Consider the following 17,866-nt stretch of genomic DNA (forward strand, 5'->3'; position numbering starts at 1 on the left):
CGGCAACACCCGCTTCCTTGAGACGATCGCTTCCGACGCCATCCCCCCTGCTCGCGGCCGCGCTGCTCGTCGGCGGCTGCGGGGCAGAGCCCGACGACATCGCGGCGGCCGCCGGGCTGCGCCTGCGCTTCCCGGCGCATGCGGACGCCGTGCTGTCGGCGCGCGAGGCGTTCGCGCCGGCGGCGGACGGGTTCCGGCTGGCGGCGACCGAGCCCGGCGGGGCCTGGATGCGGGCTGCGCGGCCGGAGGTGGAGCTGCCCCGCGACGGGAGCGGCGCGATCCGGTTCCGGTTCGCGGATGGCGGCGAGATCCGGGTGAGGGAGCTCGGCGCCGAGGGCGAGGGCGCGATGGCGGAGCGCGCGGTGAGCTACCGGCGCGCGGGCGGGACGTCGTTCTGGTCCGCGACCGAGCGCGGCGTGGAGGAGTGGCTGCTGCTCGAGGAGGGCGTCGCGCGCGCGGGCGAGGTGGTGGCGGCGTGGGAGGTGGAAGGGGCGCTGCTGCGCGAGCGCGGCGCGGCGGTGGAGCTCGTGGACGAGGCGCGCGGCGCGCCGGTGCTGCGCGTGACGGCGCCGCGCGCCTATGCGGCCACGGGGCGGCGCATGACCGTGGCGCTCCGGGTGCGGGGGGCGCGGATCGAGCTGTCGATCGACGCTGGCGACGCGGGCGGCGAGGCGGCGCTCGTGGATCCCGCGTGGGAGCCGGCGGGGCGCAGCAACATCGCGCTCAGGCGAGATCACACCGCGACGCTGTTGCAGAGCGGCAAGGTCCTTGTGGCGGGCGGTAGCGACTGGCCCGAGGAGCTCGCCGACGCGGATCTGTACGACCCGACAGACGACACCTGGAGCCTCGTGGGCCAGATGCTCGCAGGGCGCTACCGTCACACCGCGACGCTGCTGGAGAGCGGCGAGGTCCTCGTGCTCGGGGGGCAGAACAACCTCTCCGGGGACGCGCCCGTCGACACCGTGGAGCTCTACGACCCGGAGGCCGGCACCTGGAAGCCCGGAGCATCCATGGTCACGCCGCGGACTGAGCACACCGCGACGCTGCTGCCGGATGGCAAGGTCCTCGTGGCGGGCGGAGCGACGGGAAGCTGGGCTCTCTCCAGCGCGGAGCTGTACGACCCGAGGACCGACACGTGGACCTCCGCGGCGCCGATGAACGACGCTCGCGAAGCCCACGCTGCGGCGCTCTTGCGGCCGAGCGGCAAGGTCCTCGTGGCGGGAGGATCGGGACTCAGCGGTGAGCTCAGGAGCGCGGAGCTGTACGACCCGGCGACCAACACCTGGACGCCCACGGGGTCGCTGCCCGGAGGCAATTCGTTCTCCTCGGACGCCCTTGTCATGGCGCCGCTGCCGAGCGGCGAGGTCCTGGCCGTGGGCACGCTGGCAGCGGCGCGGTACAATCCCACAGCCGGCACCTGGTCCCCCACGGGCCCGATGGTCGGACGGCGCCCCTCGCCCAGCGCGACGGCGTTGCTGAACGGCATGGTCCTGGTCGCGGGTGAGCCCTCCTCCTCGGACAGCGCGTCCTACAGGAGCGTGGAGCTGTACGACCCGGAGACCGACGCCTGGACCGAGACGGCGCCCACGAACGGTTTGCACGACGACCACTCCGCGACACGGCTGCTGAGCGGCGATGTGCTGCTGGTCGGCGAATCCGTGTACCCAGAGCGGTATTCGATCGTCGGACTCCGGTGTGCGTCGGACGCCGAGTGCGGGCGCGGCGCCTGCGTCGACGGCGTCTGCTGCGAGTCGCGGTGCTCCGAGCCCTGTCACTCGTGCGCCATGCCCACGTCGCTCGGCCGCTGCGTGCTCCAGCCGAAGGGCTTGGATGCTCGCGGCGACTGTGCGCGCGAGGGCTGCGATGGATCGTGCGACGGGCTCGGCGCCTGCTTCGCCGTGCCCAAGGACGGCGTGTGCGCCCCGGCGCAGTGCCGCGACCAGACGCACAGCGTGGCGCAGGTCCTCTGCCCCGCCGATGGAGCCAGCTGCGCGGGCGCGAGCAGCGATGGCCGGGAGGTCGTGGATTGCGCGCCGTACGATTGCGATCAGGTCAGCGGCACCTGCAAGGTCGAGTGCAGCTCGTGGGAGGACTGCGCGCCGGGCCATGTGTGCGACTTCTCCGGCCATTGCGTGCTCCCTCCGCCCGCCGCGAGCCCGGGTTGTAGCGCCGGGCCGGCCACCGCGGCGGCGAGCGCCTCCAGGGCCGGCCTCGGCGCCGCGCTCCTTGCGCTCCTCGCCGCCGCGCAGCGGAGCGCCTCGGTCTTCCGGGGCCGATTCCCACGGCGGCGGGGAGGCTCCTGATGTCCCCGTTCGGCTCCCTCAGGCGCGTTCTGCCGCGCCTCCCCCTGCTGCTCTGGGCCGCCGCGTGCCTCTCCGGCTGCAGCGGCGAGGTGGAGCCGCCTGCGTCCGCCGCGGCCCTGCGCCGCCAGTTCCCGGACCAGTCCGCGGCGGTGCTCGAGGCGCGCGAGGCGTTCGTCGGCGACGGGGAGGGGTTTCATCTGGGCTCGGTGGAGGTGAGCGGGAGACCCTCGCGGCCGCAGGTGGTGCTGCCTCGCGAGGGCAGCGATCCGATCCGGATCCGCACGCCGGCAGGGGTGGAGGTGCGGGTGCGAGAGCTCGGGGCCGCGGGGGAGGGCATGGCGGTGGAGCAGGCCGTGGCCTACCGGCGGAGCGGGGGGACGTCGTTCTGGTCGGCGACCGAGCGCGGCGTGGAGGAGTGGCTGCTGCTCGACGAGGGCGTGGCGCGCGGCGGCGAGGCGGTGGCGGCGTGGGAGGTGGAGGGGGCGACGCTGCGCGAGCGCGGCGAGGCGGTGGAGCTCGTCGAGGAGGGGAGGGGGACGGCGGTGCTGCGGGTCTCGGCGCCGCGGGCCCATGCGCTCTCGGGGCGGCCTGTGGCGATGGCGCTCAGGGCGCGGGGCTCGCGCATCGAGCTCACGGTGGACGCGGGCGGCGAGGCGGTGCTCGTGGACCCGGCGTGGGTGCTGACCCATGGCGCGATGAACGTCGCGCGGCAAGGCCATACCGCGACGCTGTTGCCGAGCGGCCTCGTCCTCGTGGCGGGCGGGCGGGACGACGGCCCTCTCGACGCGACGAGCACCACGTTCGACAGCGCGGAGCTGTACGACCCGGCGGCCGACGCCTGGAGCTTCACGGGGAGCATGAAGCACGCGCGCGCCTGGCACACGGCGACGCTGCTCTCGAGCGGCGAGGTCCTCGTCGTGGGCGGTGACGTGGAGAGTGCCTACGACATTGTCGACGTCGATCTCGAGACCGCGGAGCGCTATCAGCCGGAGACGGGCACATGGACCGAAGCGGCGCCGATGCAACTCGCCCGCACCGGTCACACGGCCACGCTGCTCCGGAGCGGAAAGGTCCTCGTGGCGGGCGGGGGCAAGAATACCTTCTTTACCGACAGCGTGGAGCTGTACGACCCCGAGCTCGACCGGTGGGAGCTCATGGCTCCGATGGACGACCCGCGCGCTGGGCACAAGGCAACGCTGCTCTCGAACGGCAAGGTCCTCGTGGCGGGCGGACGTTACGTTCCCGGCGCGTACGCCACGGCGCAGCTGTATGACCCCGAGGCCAATCGGTGGGAGTTCACGAAGGAGCCGATGAACCACGCGCGCAGCGGTATCACGATGACGTCACTGCCGAATGGAGAGGTCCTGGTGACGGGCGGCTGGATCGCGAGCGCGGAGCGATACGAGCCGGAGACCGGGAGCTGGACGCTGACGAGCCCGATGAACCGCCGGCGGGCGGGCTACAGCGCATCGCTGCTACCCGACGGCATGCTCCTCTTCGCGGGCGGAGTGAACGACAGCGGTTTCTACCTGAGCAGCGCGGAGCGTTACGACCCGGCGACAGATTCCTGGGCCTTCACGACCTCCATGAGCTCCCCGCGCGTCGGGCACACCGCCACGGTGTTGTCGAGCGGCGAGGTGCTGGTGGCAGGGGGGAGTTACTCTGACATCACGCTCGCCGAGACGGAGCGGTTCGGCCTGTCCCGGGGGGAGGCGTGCACCGCGACGACCGCTTGCTTGTCCCCCGATATCTGCGTCGACGGCACCTGCTGTGACGTGCCGTGTCCCTGCGGCACCTGCGGCGCCCCGGGGACCGAGGGGCGCTGCGGCGAGACGGGCAGCCTGGAGAAGGCCGGCTCGATCTGCGCGCCGGCCAGGTGCGAAGGCGAGCTCAACACCTTCGAGGCGGTGCGGTGCACGACGGCGTCCTCGTCGTGCCCCGCGCAGGTGAGCGTGCCCTGCGTCGCCTACCGATGCGATCCACAGAGCGGCGCCTGCAGGCAGAGCTGCGTCTCGATGGATGACTGCCTGTCGGGCTACGTCTGCAACCTGCGCGGCCACTGCGTCCCGGCGCCGCCCGCGCCGGAGGCCGCGTCCGGCTGCAGCGCCGGGCCGGGCCGGGCCGCCCCCGTCGCGGCGTGCGCGGCCGGTGCGCTGCTCCTCGCGCTCGGCGTCGCGCGCCGCCGTCGACGCCGCGCCGCCAGCGCTCTCGGCACGCTCGTCGCGCTCGCCGCCGCCTTCGCGCAAGCCGCCGCGCTCGCCCAGCCGGCCGCGGCTCCGGCCTCCCCCGCGCCGCCTGCGGCCTCGCCGCCCGCCGCCGCGGCTCCGGCGCCGCCGCCCGCCGCCCCGCCGCCGCCCGCCGCGGCTCCGGCGTCGCCGCCCGCCGCCGCGCCGCCCTCGGACGCCGTCGAGCCTCCGCCGGCCGCCAATCCCGTCGCCGAGGCGCGCGCCCACTTCGAGCGCGGCCTCGATCTGTATCGCCAGGGCGCCTGGGAGGCCGCGCTCGCCGAGTTCCTCGCCTCGCGGCAGGACTATCCGACCTGGAGCGCCACCTCGAGCGCGGCGCTGTGCCTCCAGCAGCTCCGCCGCTACGACGAGGCGCTCGCGCTCTTCGAGACCCTGCTCGGCGACTTCGCGCAGCGGCTGCCGCCGGAGACCAGGAACGCCGCGCAGCAGGCCGTCGTGCGCCTGCGCGGGCTGGTGGGCACCGTCGACGTCGCAGACGCCGAGATCGGCGCCTCGGTCATGGTCGACGGCCAGCGCCGCGGCGACTACCCGCTGCCCGCGCCGCTGCGCGTCGGCGCGGGGAGCCACGTGATCCGCGTCTACAAGGACGGCTTCGAGCCGTTCGAGACCCGCGTCGACGTCGCCGGAGGGCAGGTGGTCCGCATCCTGTCGCGCCTCCAGAAGCTCGTCGAGTCGGGGCGCCTGCGCGTCATCGAGCGGAACGGCAAGGCGCTCGACGTGCTCGTCGACGGCTACACCGTCGGCAAGACGCCGTGGGAGGGGCCGCTCTCGCCCGGCCACCACACGGTGGTGCTGCGCGGCTCGGGCGACCTCGGCACCATGCCCGCCTCGGTGATCATCCGGCTCAAGCAGACGACGCCCCTCGCCCTCTTCGCCGAGGAGCTGAGCGCGACGCTCCGGATCGAGCCCACGCCGGTGTGCGCGAGCGTCACCGTCGACGGCGTGGCGCTCGGCAGCGGCATCTGGGAGGGGCGCCTGAGCCCCGGCCGGCACCGGATCGAGGTCGCCGCGGGCGGCTTCGTCACCGCGCAGCGCGAGGTGGTCCTCGCCCGCGGCGCGCGCACGGTCGTCGCCGTGCCGCTCGAGCGCGTGCGGCTCGGGCGCCCTCCGGGGCGGTTCCTCGTCGAGCTCGACGCGGGCCCGGCGTTCCTGCCGTCGTTCGGCGGCGCCGCCGCGGTCCAGTGCACGGGATCGTGCTCGATGGGCGTCGGCGCAGGCGGCCTCGGCGCGATCCACGCCGGCTACGAGCTCTGGTCCGGCTTCGGCTTCGGCGTGACGACCGGCTACCTCCAGGTGCACCAGACGGTGGCCGCCCGGCGCATGTCGCTGCAGATCCAGGACAGCCTGCCGGACAGCTCCGGCGCGGCCGACGACGCCCTCGTGCTCCGCGGCTTCCTGGCGGGCGGCTGGGCCGGCCTGTCGCTCGGCGACCGCCACCGCTTCTCGGTCCGGCTCGGCGCCGGCGCCCTGCTCGGCACCGTGCGCGACGAGCGCACCGGCACGTTCACCTCCGCCAGCGCCATGGAATTCCACCTCGATCCCACGGTGGCGCAGGACCCCGCCAGGTTCTTCGTGATGACGCCGGAGGTGCGCGGGGGCCTGCGCTTCGGGGATCACCTCGCGGTGACGGCCGGCCTCGCGGCGGCGGTCCTGGTCCGGCTGAAGGAGCCCGTATGGACGAACCCCCCGGAGGGCGCCTACGGCCGGATCGACCTCGATCGCGGGTACTTTGCCAGGTTCGAGCAAGAGTCGCTCGCCGGCACGGTGATGGTCGTGATCGCGCCCAAGATCGGGATGCGCTACACGTTCTGACGTGGCGTGGGGGGCCGGTCTGGCTGGCCCGACCCGTCCTGTGGGAGCGCAACAATCCGGCGTGGCAGCACGGATGCCCTGGGCTCGCGGGTCGAGGTAGCATCGCGATTGAGGCCCCGCCTACATCTTCTAGAGTAAAGCTTTCTTGTGGACGGCAAGACCTTGAGCGGACGGTACACCCTGGTCCGCCTCCTCGGCCGAGGAGGGATGGGGGCTGTCTACGAGGCCGACGACGCGGAGCAGGGGCGCCGCGTGGCCGTGAAGGTCATGAACCGCGAGATCGTCCACAGCCGATCTGCGATGGAGCGGTTCGAGCGCGAGGCGAGGGCCGCGAGCGCCATCCAGACCGAGCACATCGTCCGCGTGCTCGACACGGGCGTGGACCGCGAGACGGGCTCGCCGTTCCTGGTGATGGAGCTGCTCCGCGGCGAAGATCTCGCGCAGCTCCTCTCGCGCCTCGGCCCGCTGCCCCCGCGGGTCGCGCTCCGGATCGTGGCGCAGGCCTGCGTCGGCCTGCAGAAGGCGCACGAGGCCGGCGTGGTGCACCGCGACATCAAGCCCGCCAACCTGTTCCTCGCCCAGCGCGAGGGAGGCGCCGGGCTCATCGTGAAGCTGCTCGATTTCGGCATCGCCAAGATCAAGCCGGCCCACGAGCCGCGCCGGGACACGACGGGGCTCACCCGGTCCGGGAGCATGCTCGGGACGCCCCGCTACATGTCCCCGGAGCAGGCGCGGGGCATCAAGGACATCGATCACCGGACCGACATCTGGGCGCTCGGGATCGTCCTTTACCACGCGCTCGCGGGGCGCACGCCGACCGAGGACGTCGAGGCCTTCGGCGATCTCATCGCCACCCTGGTCGCCGACCTCCCGGCGCCGGTCCAGGACTTCGCGCCGTGGGTCGCGCCCGAGATCGCCGCGGTCGTCGACGGCGCGCTCCAGTACCAGCCCGTCGCCCGGTACCCGTACGCCTCGGTGATGCTCGACGCGATCAGGCCGCTCCTCGGGAACGACCCGCTCTCGCTCGACGAGGGCATGCTGGTGCCGCTCTCGCCGTCGGAGCGCCAGACCGCGGCGCCGAGGCTCGAGGTCCGGGCGAGCCCGCGCGTGCACCGCCGGGGCAGCGTCGCGGGCGCGGCGGCGGGGAGCGCCGCGAAGCGCTGGCACGACCAGTCGACCGACTGCGCGACGGTGCCCGCGCTCGAGGCGGACGAGACGCCGCGGGTGAGCGAGGAGGCGCGGGCGCCGCAGCGCCCCCGGAGCAAGGCGCACGTGGCCCTCGCCGCGTTGCTCGTGGCGGGCCTCGGCTGGGGCGTGACGCACCGCGCGCGCGCCCCGACGGGCGCGGCGATGACCGGCATGCACCTCGTCTCCCGCGGGCTCTCGAGGGCGTTCCCCACCGTCCAGCGGGCGGCGCCCCCGGCGGCCGTGCAGGCGCCCGTCCAGCACCGGGTCGAGCTGGCGATCGTCCCCGCGGACGCCTCGGTCGAGGTCGACGGGGTGCCCGCGCCCCTGAAGGACGGCACCGTCGAGCTCACGGGCGCGCTCGGGAGCAGCCACAAGGTGCGCGTCTTCAAGGGCAGCTCCGAGATCGAGCGCGAGGTCGCCATCACCGAGGCGGGCTCGCTCCCCCCGAAGCTGCAGCTGCCGCTGCCCCGGAAGCGCGCTCTGGAGACGCGGCCCCGGCCCGCGGCGCCGAGCGCGGTCCCTGCCGCCGCCCCCGCCGACGCGTCGAGCGCCGCGCCCTCCAGGGGTGCGGGCGCCGCGCCGGCGGGCGCGCCGAGCGCCGCGCCCGCCGCCCCGCTCGCGCACGACCCGCTCATGCCCCCGCGCTTCATCGAGTAGCCACCGCCCTCGTCCGGCCGGGCCGCGTGCCTGCGGCCCTGCGGCGCCCCAGACCGGCGGCGGCGCGCGTCGCCGCGGCGGGCGCCTGCGCGATCGGGCGAACCTCGTTCGCTCGGCGTTGTCTGCCCCGGAGCTCCTCGCCGCCCCCGCGCCGGCGCCGCGGAGAGCGGCGTGACACAACGGATGCGGCGCTGGCCCGTCTGACCGAGCACCCGCTCGGTCCGCGGGGAGGGAGAAGAGCATGGGCGAACTCGGGATGGTGTGGGCAAGGCGCGCGCTCCTCGGCGGCGCGCTGCTGCTGGGGCTCTCGTCGGGAGGGCTCGCGTGCAGCAACAGGGGGGTATCCGAGTCGACGGCGTCATCGACGGTGTCTCCGGCGTCGGCGTCGGGGGAGATCGCGGACGTGTCGCTCGGGGCGCCGGCGGTCGGGGCCAAGCGCGAGGCGGCGCTGGCGACCGCCGCGCCCGGGGACGGCGCGGGGGTCCGGAAGGGGCGCGCGGGCACCGGCGGCCTGCCGGCGCCCGCCGCCGCGCCCCCCGTCGCCGCGGCGGTCGAGGGCGCGGCCCGCGGCGCGGCCCCCGAGGCGGCCCTCGACCCGAACGGCCGCTTCGCCACCACGTACCGCCCCGGCGGCGGCCACCTCGCGGCGTTCGAGTCGGCCGTCGCGCGCGGCATCGTCCCGGCCGGCGAGCGCGAGCTCGTGAGCGACGTCGGCGCCCGGTACGCGCCCGCGATCGACGTCCCGAAGGGCGTGACCCTCGCCCTGCGCACCGATCTCGAGCGGGCGAAGGTCCCGCCGGGCGGCGGTCCGGTGCACGTGCGCGTCGCGCTCCGCTCCACGGCGCAGGCGCCCGCGGCGCGGCCGCACCTGTCGGTGCACCTCGTGCTCGACGTGAGCGGCTCGATGAGCGGCGAGCCGATGGCGCGGGCGCGCGACGCGGCGCAGGCGCTCGTCGACAGGCTCGACGCGAGCGACGACTTCTCGCTGGTCACCTTCTCGAGCGACGCCGCGGTGAGGATCCCCGACGGCCCCGTCGGGCCCCGGCGAGCGGCGATCAAGGCCGCGATCGCGGGCATCGCCGAGGGCGGCGGCACCAACATCGGCCGCGGCCTGGAGCTCGGCTACGCGCAGGCCGCCCAGCCGGGCATCCCCGACGGCGCCGTGCGGGTCGTGCTGCTGCTCTCCGACGGGCGCGCGAACGCCGGGATCATGAGCTCGGAGCGGCTCTCGAGGCTCGCGCTCGACGCCTTCCAGGCCGGCGTCCAGACGAGCACGTTCGGGCTCGGCGCCGACTACGACGGCGCGCTGATGAGCGGCATCGCGAGCGACGGGGCCGGCGGGTACTACTACCTGCGCGATCCGGACCAGATCGCCCCGGCGCTCGCGACGGAGCTCGACAAGCGGCTCGATCCGGTGGCGACCGCGGTCGAGCTCCGGGTGCGGCTGAAGCCGGACGTGAAGCTGCTCCAGGTCTACGGCTCGCGCCGGCTGAGCGACGCCGAGGCGGCGCGCGTGCGGGCGATCGAGGTGGCGGCGGACGCGCAGGCGGCGCGGCGCGATCGCATCGCGAGGGACCGCGAGGACGACGCCGAGGGCGGGATGCGGTTCTTCATCCCGGCGTTCTCGCGCGACGACGGCCACGCGCTGCTCTTCAAGCTCGGCCTCCCCGCCGGCGCGGAGGCGCGGACCGTCGCGTCCATCGAGCTCAAGTACAAGGACCGGGTGACGAAGAAGAACGTCGTCGACGAGGCGCCGCTCAAGGTCGCGTACGCGACCGGCGACGCCGACAGCGCCGCGAGCGTCGACCTGTCGGTCGGCAAGACGATCCAGGGCTTCGCCGCGGGCGAGACGCTGGCCGAGGCCGCACGGCAGATCGCGCTCGGCGATCGCGCCCGCGCCGTCGCGCTGCTCTCCGAGCGGGAGGGCATCCTGCGCGCCGCGGCCGGCGCGCTCGGCGAGCCGCTGTTCCTGAAGGACGCGGACCGCCTCGCGCGCCTCCGCGGCCACGCGGGCGCCGCGGACGGCCTGGGCGACCCGCTCGTGCTCGCGATGCTCCTCGAGACCGCCTCGCGGTCGCACCTCCGCTGAGGGCGCATGACCATGGCCATGATGCCCCGAGCGCGGCGAGCCGCCGGCACCTCCGAGGCGCGGACATGACGCAGACCTTCCCTCTCCGGCGCGATCGCGCGGCGCAGCACGTCGACGTGCCGCCTGGCGGCGAGATCGTCCTTCGCGGCAAGCTCGTGTGCTCGACCGACGCGTCGGTCGTCGACGCGGCGACGACGACGTGGCCCGCGGGGGCGCCCGGCGGCGCCTCGGTGGACAGCGGCGGGCTCGTCGATTTCGCGCAGGGCGGCTTCCACGTGACGAGCCGCGACCCGGTGACCCACGAGGTCCACGCCATCGCGACCGGCGACCCGGCGCCCGCGTGCGCGCTCGCGGGCTTCGAGGCCCCGTGCCTGCCGCTCCGGCTCCTGCCGCTCGCGCGCGCGCGGCTCCAGACGGCGCAGGAGCTGACCAGCTGCCTGCAGGGGGGCATCACCGTCGAGGTGCCGGACGCCGTGATCCCGCCCGTCGCGCCCGCGGCCGTTCCTTATGTGCAGGGCGCGGCCGTGCTGCTCGGTCTTGGCGCGCTCGCCGCGGTCGGGTGGGCGGTGCAGCGCCGGCGTGCCCGCTCGCCGCTCGGCCAGCTGATCGGGCTCGCGAACCGCACGCGGGCCAAGCTGAAGGCGGCCGATCCGGTCGTGGCCGCGCCGCTCCTGCCCGCCGTGGACGCCGCGCTGGGCGCGCTGAAGCGGCGGCGCGTGGACGCCGCCTCGGCCGAGGGCCAGCGGGTCGCGGAGGTGCTGCGGCGGGTGGAGATGCGCCTCGACGCGTCGGCCGTGGAGGCGCGCGCCGACCGGGAGCAGCAGGCGGCGGACGAGATGGTCCGCGAGATCGAGAGCGCGCTCGAGGCGGTCGACGAGGTGGGGGGCGCGCGGCGGGGGCGGGCGTGAGGCGCGCCGGGGGGCTCATCCAGGTGAGCTGGCCGACGGCTCGCGCTCCAGGTTCTCGCGCAGCTTACGCAGTCCGTCGCGCGCTCGGCCGCGCATCACGGGGCGCAGGAGCGGGACCACGAGCCAGCGAAACCACCACCGCTGATTGCGGCTGACCATGCGCCACTCGACGCGCGTCGAGCCATCAGAGAGCGCCGCGAAGCCCACGCTCATGCGGGGCAAGAGGAAGCCCTCGCCTTCGGTCAGCAGACGCTCCCCGATGCGCGCCTCCTTCACCTCGATGTCGATCGTGCCGGTGCGCCCGAAGGGCATGCGCACGGTCTCCCGGTAGCGCTTGCCGACCTGCCCGTGCTCCAGCGTGTCGAGCTCGCGCATGGCTGCGACGCCCGGGAACCAAGCCGGGAAGTTCTCCAGGTTGGACACGTACGCGAACGTTTCGTGCAGGGGCCGGCCGATCTCCACCGAACCCTGCGCCAAGAGCTCCGGCTGCGCGCCGCTCACGAGCGCCTCCTCGGTGCCGTCTTGATCTCCATCGGCCTGAGCAGGCTCTGCTCCACGCTCCGACGCATCGCTCGGACGTAGCGCGGCCGGGACCAACTCCGCTCCTCGATGAGCTCCTGCCAGTTCCCGATCGACAGGAGGGTGGCCAAGAAGTCCGCCGCATCCGACGCCGACCATTCGTCGGCCAGCGCGCCTTCGGCCTGAAGCCGCGCCACGAAGCCCGCGCAGACGCCCGTGAAACCGCGCATGCGGTCGCGCCACGCGAGCTCCGCGTCCTCGTCCGTGGCCCGCGCCGCCTGCATGGCCCGCGCCACGTCGGTGATGTGGGCGACGTAGCCCGCCCACGCACCGATGAACTCGGAGAGGATCGCGCGCGCGTCGGGGAGGCGCTCGCACTTTCGGACCAGGTCGGCGAACCCATGCACCTCGTCGACGTGACGCACCAGCGCGACCAAGAGCTGGGTCCTGGTCTCGAAGTGCAGATAGACCGCTTGGCGCGACACCCCGGCCGCCGACGCGATCTCCGCCATCGAGACGCCGCGGCGCCCCGGCTCGGTCACCAGCCGGCGCGCGGCCTCGAGGATCACGGCGCGGGTCTCCCCGTCCTTGCTTGACACGGTGTCAACTTGGGGCATAGTTTACACTGTGTCAAGCAAGACGGGCGCGCCAGCGTCACGGTGCGACCGACGCTTTGGCGTGCTTTTGCGGGCGGGCGCAGGGCGGTAGTCGCATGACATGTCATGCGCGGCGTCGTCGGGCCATTCCAGGCCTCTGGACTTGCTGCGCCGTCTCCGCCACCGGCCCTAGGACAGCGAACCGAAGAACTCCCGCACATCGACGGTCAGGGCCATGGGCGTCTCCGTCGCCAGGAAATGCCCGCCGCGCTCCAGCTCGGTCCAGCGCACGATGTGGTGATCGCGCTCGGCCAGCCGGCGCACCGCCACGTCCTGCGTCAGCGACACGGCCACGGCCATGGGCACGGTGCCGCGCGGCTTGGGCGCCCAGGCGGACGGGTCGTTGAAGGCTTCATAGTACAGGTTGGCCGAGGTGCCGCTGGTGCCGGTGAACCAATACAGGCTCACGTTGTCCAGCAGCGCGTCCAGGCCCACCGCATCCTCCGGCAGCGCGGCCGCGGGATCGGTCCATTCCTTGAACTTCTCGACGATCCAGGCCAGCTGGCCCACCGGCGAATCGTGCAGCCCGTAGCTGAGCGTCTGCGGCCGCGTGCCCTGGATGTGCGCGAAGCCCATCATCCGGTCGCGGAAGCTCTGCAGCCGCTCCAGGCGCTGCTGCTCCGACGCCGTCAGGCCTTCCAGCTCGGCGGGGTCGCCGGAGGGAAACGTCACCAGCGCATTGCAGTGCAGGCCGCTGACATGCTCGCTGTCGACGCGCCCCAGCTCCACCGCGATGAACGCGCCCACGTCGCCGCCTTGCACGCCGTAGCGCGTGTAGCCCAGGCGCTGCATCAGCGCCGCCAACGCACGGGCGCAGCGGCCGTGGTTCCAGCCGGCGTCGGCCAGCGGCATCGAGAACCCGTGACCCGGGATCGACGGGATCACCAGGTGGAAGGCCCGCGAGGGGTCGCCGCCGTGGCGGCGCGGATCGGACAGCGCGTCCACCACGCGGTCGAACTCGGCAAAGCTTCCGGGCCAGCCGTGCAGCAAGAGCAGGGGCTGCGCGTCCGGCTCGGGCGAGCGCAGGTGCACGAAGTGGATCGTCTGGCCATCGATCCGGGTGGTGAACTGCGGGCGGCTGTTCAGGTGGGCCTCGCAGCGTCGCCAGTCGTACTGGTGCTGCCAGTGCGCGGCCAGCCGCTGCAGGTAGGCCACCGGCACGCCCCTCACCCAGTCGCCGCCCGGCAGCTGCGCCGGCCAGCGCGTGCGCGCCAGGCGTTCGCGCAGGTCGTCGATGTCGGCTTGCGGAATGTCGATGCGGAAGGGGTGGATCTCGGCGTCGCGGTGCATGGGGGCCCTCGGGTTGGTCGAGCTCGCCGGTGCGAGCCGGCGGAGCCACCGTATCCACCGGGGTGGGCCCGGTCTTGGAAGAATACGACAGGCGCAGGCCGCGACGGACCGTCTCGGCCCTCAGCGCCTGGGCCCGGGCCGGGCCGCGGCCCGCGCCACCTCGCCGGGCGTCCTGCCCATGATCCGCTTCAGCGAATTGCCCAGGTGCGCCTGGTCGGCGTAGCCGCAGGCGGCGGCCACGTCGGCCGGCGCATCGCCATGCATCAGCTGCTGCAGCGCCGCCTGCGCACGGTGGATCTGCGACAGCTGCTTCGCCGTGAGGCCGGTGGCGCTCAGGAACCGGCGCTGCACCGAGCGCAGGCTGGTGCCGGCGGGATCGCCTCGCAGCACGCGGAACACCACCGGGTCCGCCACCAGCAGGCCGGCCCTGATGAGGCGTGCCACGAGATCGTCGGCGTTCTCGAAGTCGGGCACCTCGAAGGCTCGCGGCCCCAGCAGGAACGAGCGCGGGTTCGGAAGCGGGCGCAGCACGCCCTGGTCCAGCATGCCCATCGCCGGCACCCCCGGCATGAACACGCCTGGCCGGAAGGCGATGCTCAGGTATTCGTCGCCGATCTCGTAGCCCAGCGTCACCGGGTGCGTGATTAGCCCGGTATGCAGCACCTGCAGCCGGCCGCGGCGCTTCATGAACACCAGGTCCCAGCAGCCGTCGGGCAGGGACTGGTCCTGCGTGTCGTCGCCATAGGCGACGCGCGTGATCCGCTGCACCAGCGCATGGTCGCTGCCGCGGATGGATCGCGTGGTCCTCATGGGCAGCTTCCCTTCGTCATGCTGCGCAGTATGGCCGGCCCGCGCCGCAAGGGGAATTCCCACGCCGGGCGCGGGCGGACGGCTCGGCCCGACCCCAGCTGTAACGCCACCTACCTGGCGTCGCTCCGCGACGAGGATGCCTGTCGTCGCCGGAGGGCGAACGCGGCGAGGACCGCCGTCAGGAGGCCAAGGGTGTCATCCCCGCCGACGCCCGCGACGCGGCAGCCGCAGCCCTCGCCGTCGCTGGAGGCGTCGTCACCCCCGCCGGCGGCGCCGGTGCCGCCGCCTGCGCCGCCTGTGCCGCCCGCCTCACCCCCGCCCGCGGCTCCGGTGCCGCTCCCCATCCCACCCGCGGCTCCGGTGCCGCTGCCCATCCCGCCCGAGCCGGTGGTGCCGCCGCCCGCGCCCCCTTCGCCGGAGGGCCCCGGCGGTGGCACCGTCGCGCAGTCGCCGAGCGAATGTTCGAGCGCGCCGAGCGTGAAGCCCCCGCTGCCCGGCCGCCCGCGCGCGCAGTAGTCGTCGGTCACCGCGGCCTCGGCGGGCGCTTTGCCGACGAGCGACGCCACATCCCCTTTGAGGTGCAGGTCGCCGAGACCTGGATTTTCATACCACGTTTGAAACGTCGCGAGCCCTACCTCGGCCAGGTTGTCACTCTCCTGATGCGTGCCCCCGTCGCGGTCGCGGATCTTGCCCGTGAGCACGTTGCCGCGCGCGACGCCGCTGGTCGTCGCGAAGCGGAAGTCGATCCCGCTCGTCGCGATCAGCGTATTGAAATGAAGCCGCGTGTCCGTCGCGCGGTTCAAATAGATCCCGACGTCCGAGCAGCTCGCGATGATGTTGTTCCGCATGGTGCCGCCGGTGTGCTCGACCTCGCAGGGCACGTTGGGGTCGTAGGCCGGGGCGCAGTACTGCGCGCCCGTGCCGCCGCCGCCGAACGACAGCCCGATGCGCACACCGTCCGGCGAGCCGGCGGTGGTACAGACGACGAGGTTGCGCTCGAAGAGCCCGTCCGAGCCGCCGCTCTTCATGAACGCGGCGTAGCTGACAGCGTCGCCGCCGTCTTTCTGGAAGTCGTGCAGGTAGCTGTCGCGCACGCGCCAGCGCTTGCCGCCGTCGATGTTGATCTTGGTGACGGGATTGCTGGTCCGGCGCGGGTGGGTGTCGAACAGCTCCGATCGCTCGATCAGCCCGTCGTCGGGGGCCGTCCAGACGCCGCCCACCTGCGCGGCGTTGATCTTGAGCTGGGCGTTGAAGTCCCGCACCTTCGAGCGGCGGAGGGCGAAGCGGCTCGCGGCGCCGACGACGTGGAAGGCATGCTCGCAGTCCGAGTCGTCGGCGCAGACGCCGCGGATGTCGAGGTCCTCGAAGTGCCAGTTCGGGCCGCTGACCTTGAAGCCTTCGAGGCCCGACAGCTCGACGATCGCGCCGAGCGGCTCGGCGGCGCGCACGACGATCGGCGCGGCCTCGGTGCCTGCGGCCGCGCAGGAGACGCCGTCGAAGGCGTAGGTGCCCGATGCGAGGACGATCTCGTCGCCGGCCTTGGCTGCGCCGATCGCGGCGACGAGCTCGTCGGTGGTGCCGACCGGCACGACGGCCGCCGCGGCGGGGGCGGCGAGGAGGAGGGAGGTGAGCAGGGCGAGCGGAGCGATGGGCGCGCGGCGTAGCGTCATGGCTGCCAGAATGCGCCGGTGCGCTCGTCGCCTCCAGCAAAAGATGGGTGATCCCCATCTCCCGGCGGAGATGGCCAGGCCGAATGGTCCCGACGACATGGACATGTTCAGCCATTCCCGGTATGGCTGAACCATGAGAGCCGCCCGACGGGAACGGTACGGCACGCCTTCCGTCATTCGGATCGAAGACGTGGCAGTGCCCACGCCGGCCGATGGCGAGATGGTGGTTCGGGTCCACGCGGCGACGGTGAGCCGCACCGACTGTGCCTTGCTCTCGGCCAGCCCGTTCATCCTGCGGTTCATGACCGGCCTTCGCAGGCCCAGGAACAAGGCGCTCGGCACCGACTTCGCGGGGCGGGTGGAGGCGATCGGCTCGCGCGTGCGCGGCTTTGCGGTCGGCGACGACGTCTGGGGGATCAACGATCTCGGGGCCGGGTCTCATGCAGAGTACCTCGTCATCTCCGCAGACGACTCGGTCGCGCGCATGCCCAGCGGACTGAGCTTCGAAGAGGCCGCAGCCTCCATCGAGGGCGCCTGGTATGCTTACAGCATTACCCAGCGAGCGGCCCTCGAGAAGGATAGCCGCGTGCTGATCAACGGGGCCACCGGGGCGATCGGATCCGCGCTTCTGCAGATCTGCGTTCACCTGGGCGCGTCCGTGACCGCGGTGGGGAACACCAAGAACCTGGAGCTGTTGAGGTCGCTCGGGGCGGCCCGGGTCATCGACTACGAACAAGAAGACTTCACCCGGGACGACCAGGTCTATGACTACGTGTTCGACGCGGTCGGAAAGAGCACGTTCGGCGCCTGCAAGCGCCTGTTGACGCCCCGGGGCGTGTACGTCTCCTCGGAGCCCGGACCTGGCTGGCAGAATCCATTCCTGGCGCTCCTCACGCCCGCGCTCGGCCGACAGCGGGTCGTGTTCCCGATACCCATCGACCGAAAGGTGTTTCTCGAGGTGATGGGCCGGCTCGTTACGGAGGGGCATTTCCGGCCCGTCATCGACCGAACCGTCTCCCTGGATGCGGTCCAGGAGGCCTACGCCTACGCCGCGTCTGGACAGAAGACGGGCAGCGTCGTGCTGAAGCTCGCGGAGTAAGGTGCCTGTGCGCACGGGCCGCGCCCGCTCCGCGTGGCATGGTCGCGTGCAGGTTGAAGCTTCACGGCCGCCATGCTTGGACAGGGCGCCGTACCGGAGAACGTCCAATGCCTGAGCTCCACTTCCGCCATGCCCGCCCCGAGGACGCGGCCCGCCTCCAGGCCATCCGTCGGGCCGCCTTTGCGCCCGTGTTCGCGTCGTTCCGCGCGATCCTCGGCGACGAGATCTACGAGCTGGCGCAGCGGCGGACAGACGAAGCGCAGGAAGGGCTGCTGACGTCGCTGATGGCGGCCGGCTCGGGCTGGGAGGTGTACGTGGCGCAATCGGGCGACGAGGTCGCCGGCTTCGTGGCGGTCCAGCTCAATCCGGAGACGCTCGTCGGCGAGATCGGCCTCAACGCCGTCGACCCCGCGCAGGCCGGCAAGGGCATCGGCACGGCGATGTACGATTTCGCGGTGGCGCGCATGAAGCAGGCAGGGATGCGGGTCGCCACCGTCGGCACCGGCGGCGACCCGAGCCACGCCCCGGCGCGACGCGCGTACCGGAAGGCGGGGTTCGACGTCGAGATCTCCAGCGTGTGGATGTGCCGCAAGCTCTGAGCTGGCCGCACCCCGTCCGC

General features: G+C 73.6%; 12 protein-coding genes. 7 read left to right on the forward strand and 5 right to left on the reverse strand.

The features are described from left to right. Positions 1 to 17 precede the first annotated feature (17 nt). The 5 genes from WMF33_RS49930 to WMF33_RS49950 all read left to right on the forward strand — a co-directional run bounded on the left by WMF33_RS49930 (position 18) and on the right by WMF33_RS49950 (position 11,203). Positions 18 to 2,303, forward strand: a complete 2,286-nt coding sequence (locus WMF33_RS49930; RefSeq protein ID WP_437335170.1) for a Kelch repeat-containing protein — start codon at positions 18 to 20, stop codon at positions 2,301 to 2,303. Then, on the forward strand, positions 2,303 to 6,361 hold the full coding sequence (locus WMF33_RS49935; protein WP_437335171.1) for a kelch repeat-containing protein: 4,059 nt from the start codon (positions 2,303 to 2,305) through the stop codon (positions 6,359 to 6,361). Before WMF33_RS49930 ends, WMF33_RS49935 begins: the two co-directional genes overlap by 1 nt. 147 nt (positions 6,362 to 6,508) lie before the next feature. Continuing rightward, positions 6,509 to 8,206 carry a serine/threonine-protein kinase gene (locus WMF33_RS49940; RefSeq protein WP_437335172.1) on the forward strand — a complete coding sequence of 566 codons (1,698 nt, stop codon included), beginning with the start codon at positions 6,509 to 6,511 and terminating at the stop codon, positions 8,204 to 8,206. A gap of 241 nt (positions 8,207 to 8,447) precedes the next feature. Continuing rightward, the gene (locus tag WMF33_RS49945; protein WP_437335173.1) at positions 8,448 to 10,295 is read left to right on the forward strand and encodes a vWA domain-containing protein; all 1,848 of its coding nucleotides are present in this window, start codon (positions 8,448 to 8,450) and stop codon (positions 10,293 to 10,295) included. A 65-nt stretch (positions 10,296 to 10,360) separates the two neighbouring features. Next, positions 10,361 to 11,203: a hypothetical protein gene (locus WMF33_RS49950; RefSeq protein WP_437335174.1), complete on the forward strand. Its 843-nt coding sequence runs from the start codon at positions 10,361 to 10,363 to the stop codon at positions 11,201 to 11,203. Between the two features lie 15 nt (positions 11,204 to 11,218). On the opposite strand, the gene WMF33_RS49955 is transcribed toward WMF33_RS49950, so the two are convergent. The 5 genes from WMF33_RS49955 to WMF33_RS49975 form a co-directional block, all read right to left on the reverse strand. Continuing rightward, complete coding sequence (locus tag WMF33_RS49955; protein WP_437335175.1) at positions 11,219 to 11,704, reverse strand: SRPBCC family protein; 486 nt, start codon at positions 11,702 to 11,704, stop codon at positions 11,219 to 11,221. Then, complete coding sequence (locus WMF33_RS49960; RefSeq protein ID WP_061624763.1) at positions 11,701 to 12,321, reverse strand: TetR/AcrR family transcriptional regulator; 621 nt, start codon at positions 12,319 to 12,321, stop codon at positions 11,701 to 11,703. Before WMF33_RS49960 ends, WMF33_RS49955 begins: the two co-directional genes overlap by 4 nt. 186 nt (positions 12,322 to 12,507) lie before the next feature. Continuing rightward, positions 12,508 to 13,668, reverse strand: coding sequence for an epoxide hydrolase family protein (locus tag WMF33_RS49965; RefSeq protein ID WP_437335176.1), 1,161 nt, complete (start codon positions 13,666 to 13,668; stop codon positions 12,508 to 12,510). 120 nt (positions 13,669 to 13,788) lie between these two features. After that, the gene (locus WMF33_RS49970) at positions 13,789 to 14,478 is read right to left on the reverse strand and encodes a helix-turn-helix domain-containing protein (RefSeq protein WP_437335177.1); all 690 of its coding nucleotides are present in this window, start codon (positions 14,476 to 14,478) and stop codon (positions 13,789 to 13,791) included. A gap of 110 nt (positions 14,479 to 14,588) precedes the next feature. Continuing rightward, positions 14,589 to 16,148: an MYXO-CTERM sorting domain-containing protein gene (locus WMF33_RS49975; RefSeq protein WP_437335178.1), complete on the reverse strand. Its 1,560-nt coding sequence runs from the start codon at positions 16,146 to 16,148 to the stop codon at positions 14,589 to 14,591. 133 nt (positions 16,149 to 16,281) lie between these two features. Here WMF33_RS49975 and WMF33_RS49980 point away from each other — a divergent pair, with 133 nt between their 5' ends. Together WMF33_RS49980 and WMF33_RS49985 are read left to right on the forward strand one after the other, a co-directional pair. Next, the gene (locus tag WMF33_RS49980) at positions 16,282 to 17,247 is read left to right on the forward strand and encodes an NAD(P)-dependent alcohol dehydrogenase (RefSeq protein ID WP_437335179.1); all 966 of its coding nucleotides are present in this window, start codon (positions 16,282 to 16,284) and stop codon (positions 17,245 to 17,247) included. A 107-nt stretch (positions 17,248 to 17,354) separates the two neighbouring features. Next, on the forward strand, positions 17,355 to 17,846 hold the full coding sequence (locus WMF33_RS49985; protein WP_437335180.1) for an N-acetyltransferase family protein: 492 nt from the start codon (positions 17,355 to 17,357) through the stop codon (positions 17,844 to 17,846). The last annotated feature ends 20 nt before the right edge of the window (positions 17,847 to 17,866 follow it).

The organism is Sorangium sp. So ce394 (assembly GCF_051474665.1).
In the GTDB taxonomy this organism is placed as follows: domain Bacteria; phylum Myxococcota_A; class Polyangia; order Polyangiales; family Polyangiaceae; genus Sorangium; species Sorangium cellulosum_D.

What these genes read in the sequence shown, in the direction of transcription:
- WMF33_RS49935 (WP_437335171.1), top strand. Translation starts at nt 2,303, where the DNA reads ATGTCCCCGTTCGGCTCCCTCAGGCGCGTTCTGCCGCGCCTCCCCCTG.
- WMF33_RS49945 (WP_437335173.1), top strand. Translation starts at nt 8,448, where the DNA reads ATGGGCGAACTCGGGATGGTGTGGGCAAGGCGCGCGCTCCTCGGCGGC.
- WMF33_RS49950 (WP_437335174.1), top strand. Translation starts at nt 10,361, where the DNA reads ATGACGCAGACCTTCCCTCTCCGGCGCGATCGCGCGGCGCAGCACGTC.
- WMF33_RS49965 (WP_437335176.1), bottom strand. Translation starts at nt 13,668, where the DNA reads ATGCACCGCGACGCCGAGATCCACCCCTTCCGCATCGACATTCCGCAA.
- WMF33_RS49970 (WP_437335177.1), bottom strand. Translation starts at nt 14,478, where the DNA reads ATGAGGACCACGCGATCCATCCGCGGCAGCGACCATGCGCTGGTGCAG.
- WMF33_RS49975 (WP_437335178.1), bottom strand. Translation starts at nt 16,148, where the DNA reads ATGACGCTACGCCGCGCGCCCATCGCTCCGCTCGCCCTGCTCACCTCC.
- WMF33_RS49980 (WP_437335179.1), top strand. Translation starts at nt 16,282, where the DNA reads ATGAGAGCCGCCCGACGGGAACGGTACGGCACGCCTTCCGTCATTCGG.
- WMF33_RS49985 (WP_437335180.1), top strand. Translation starts at nt 17,355, where the DNA reads ATGCCTGAGCTCCACTTCCGCCATGCCCGCCCCGAGGACGCGGCCCGC.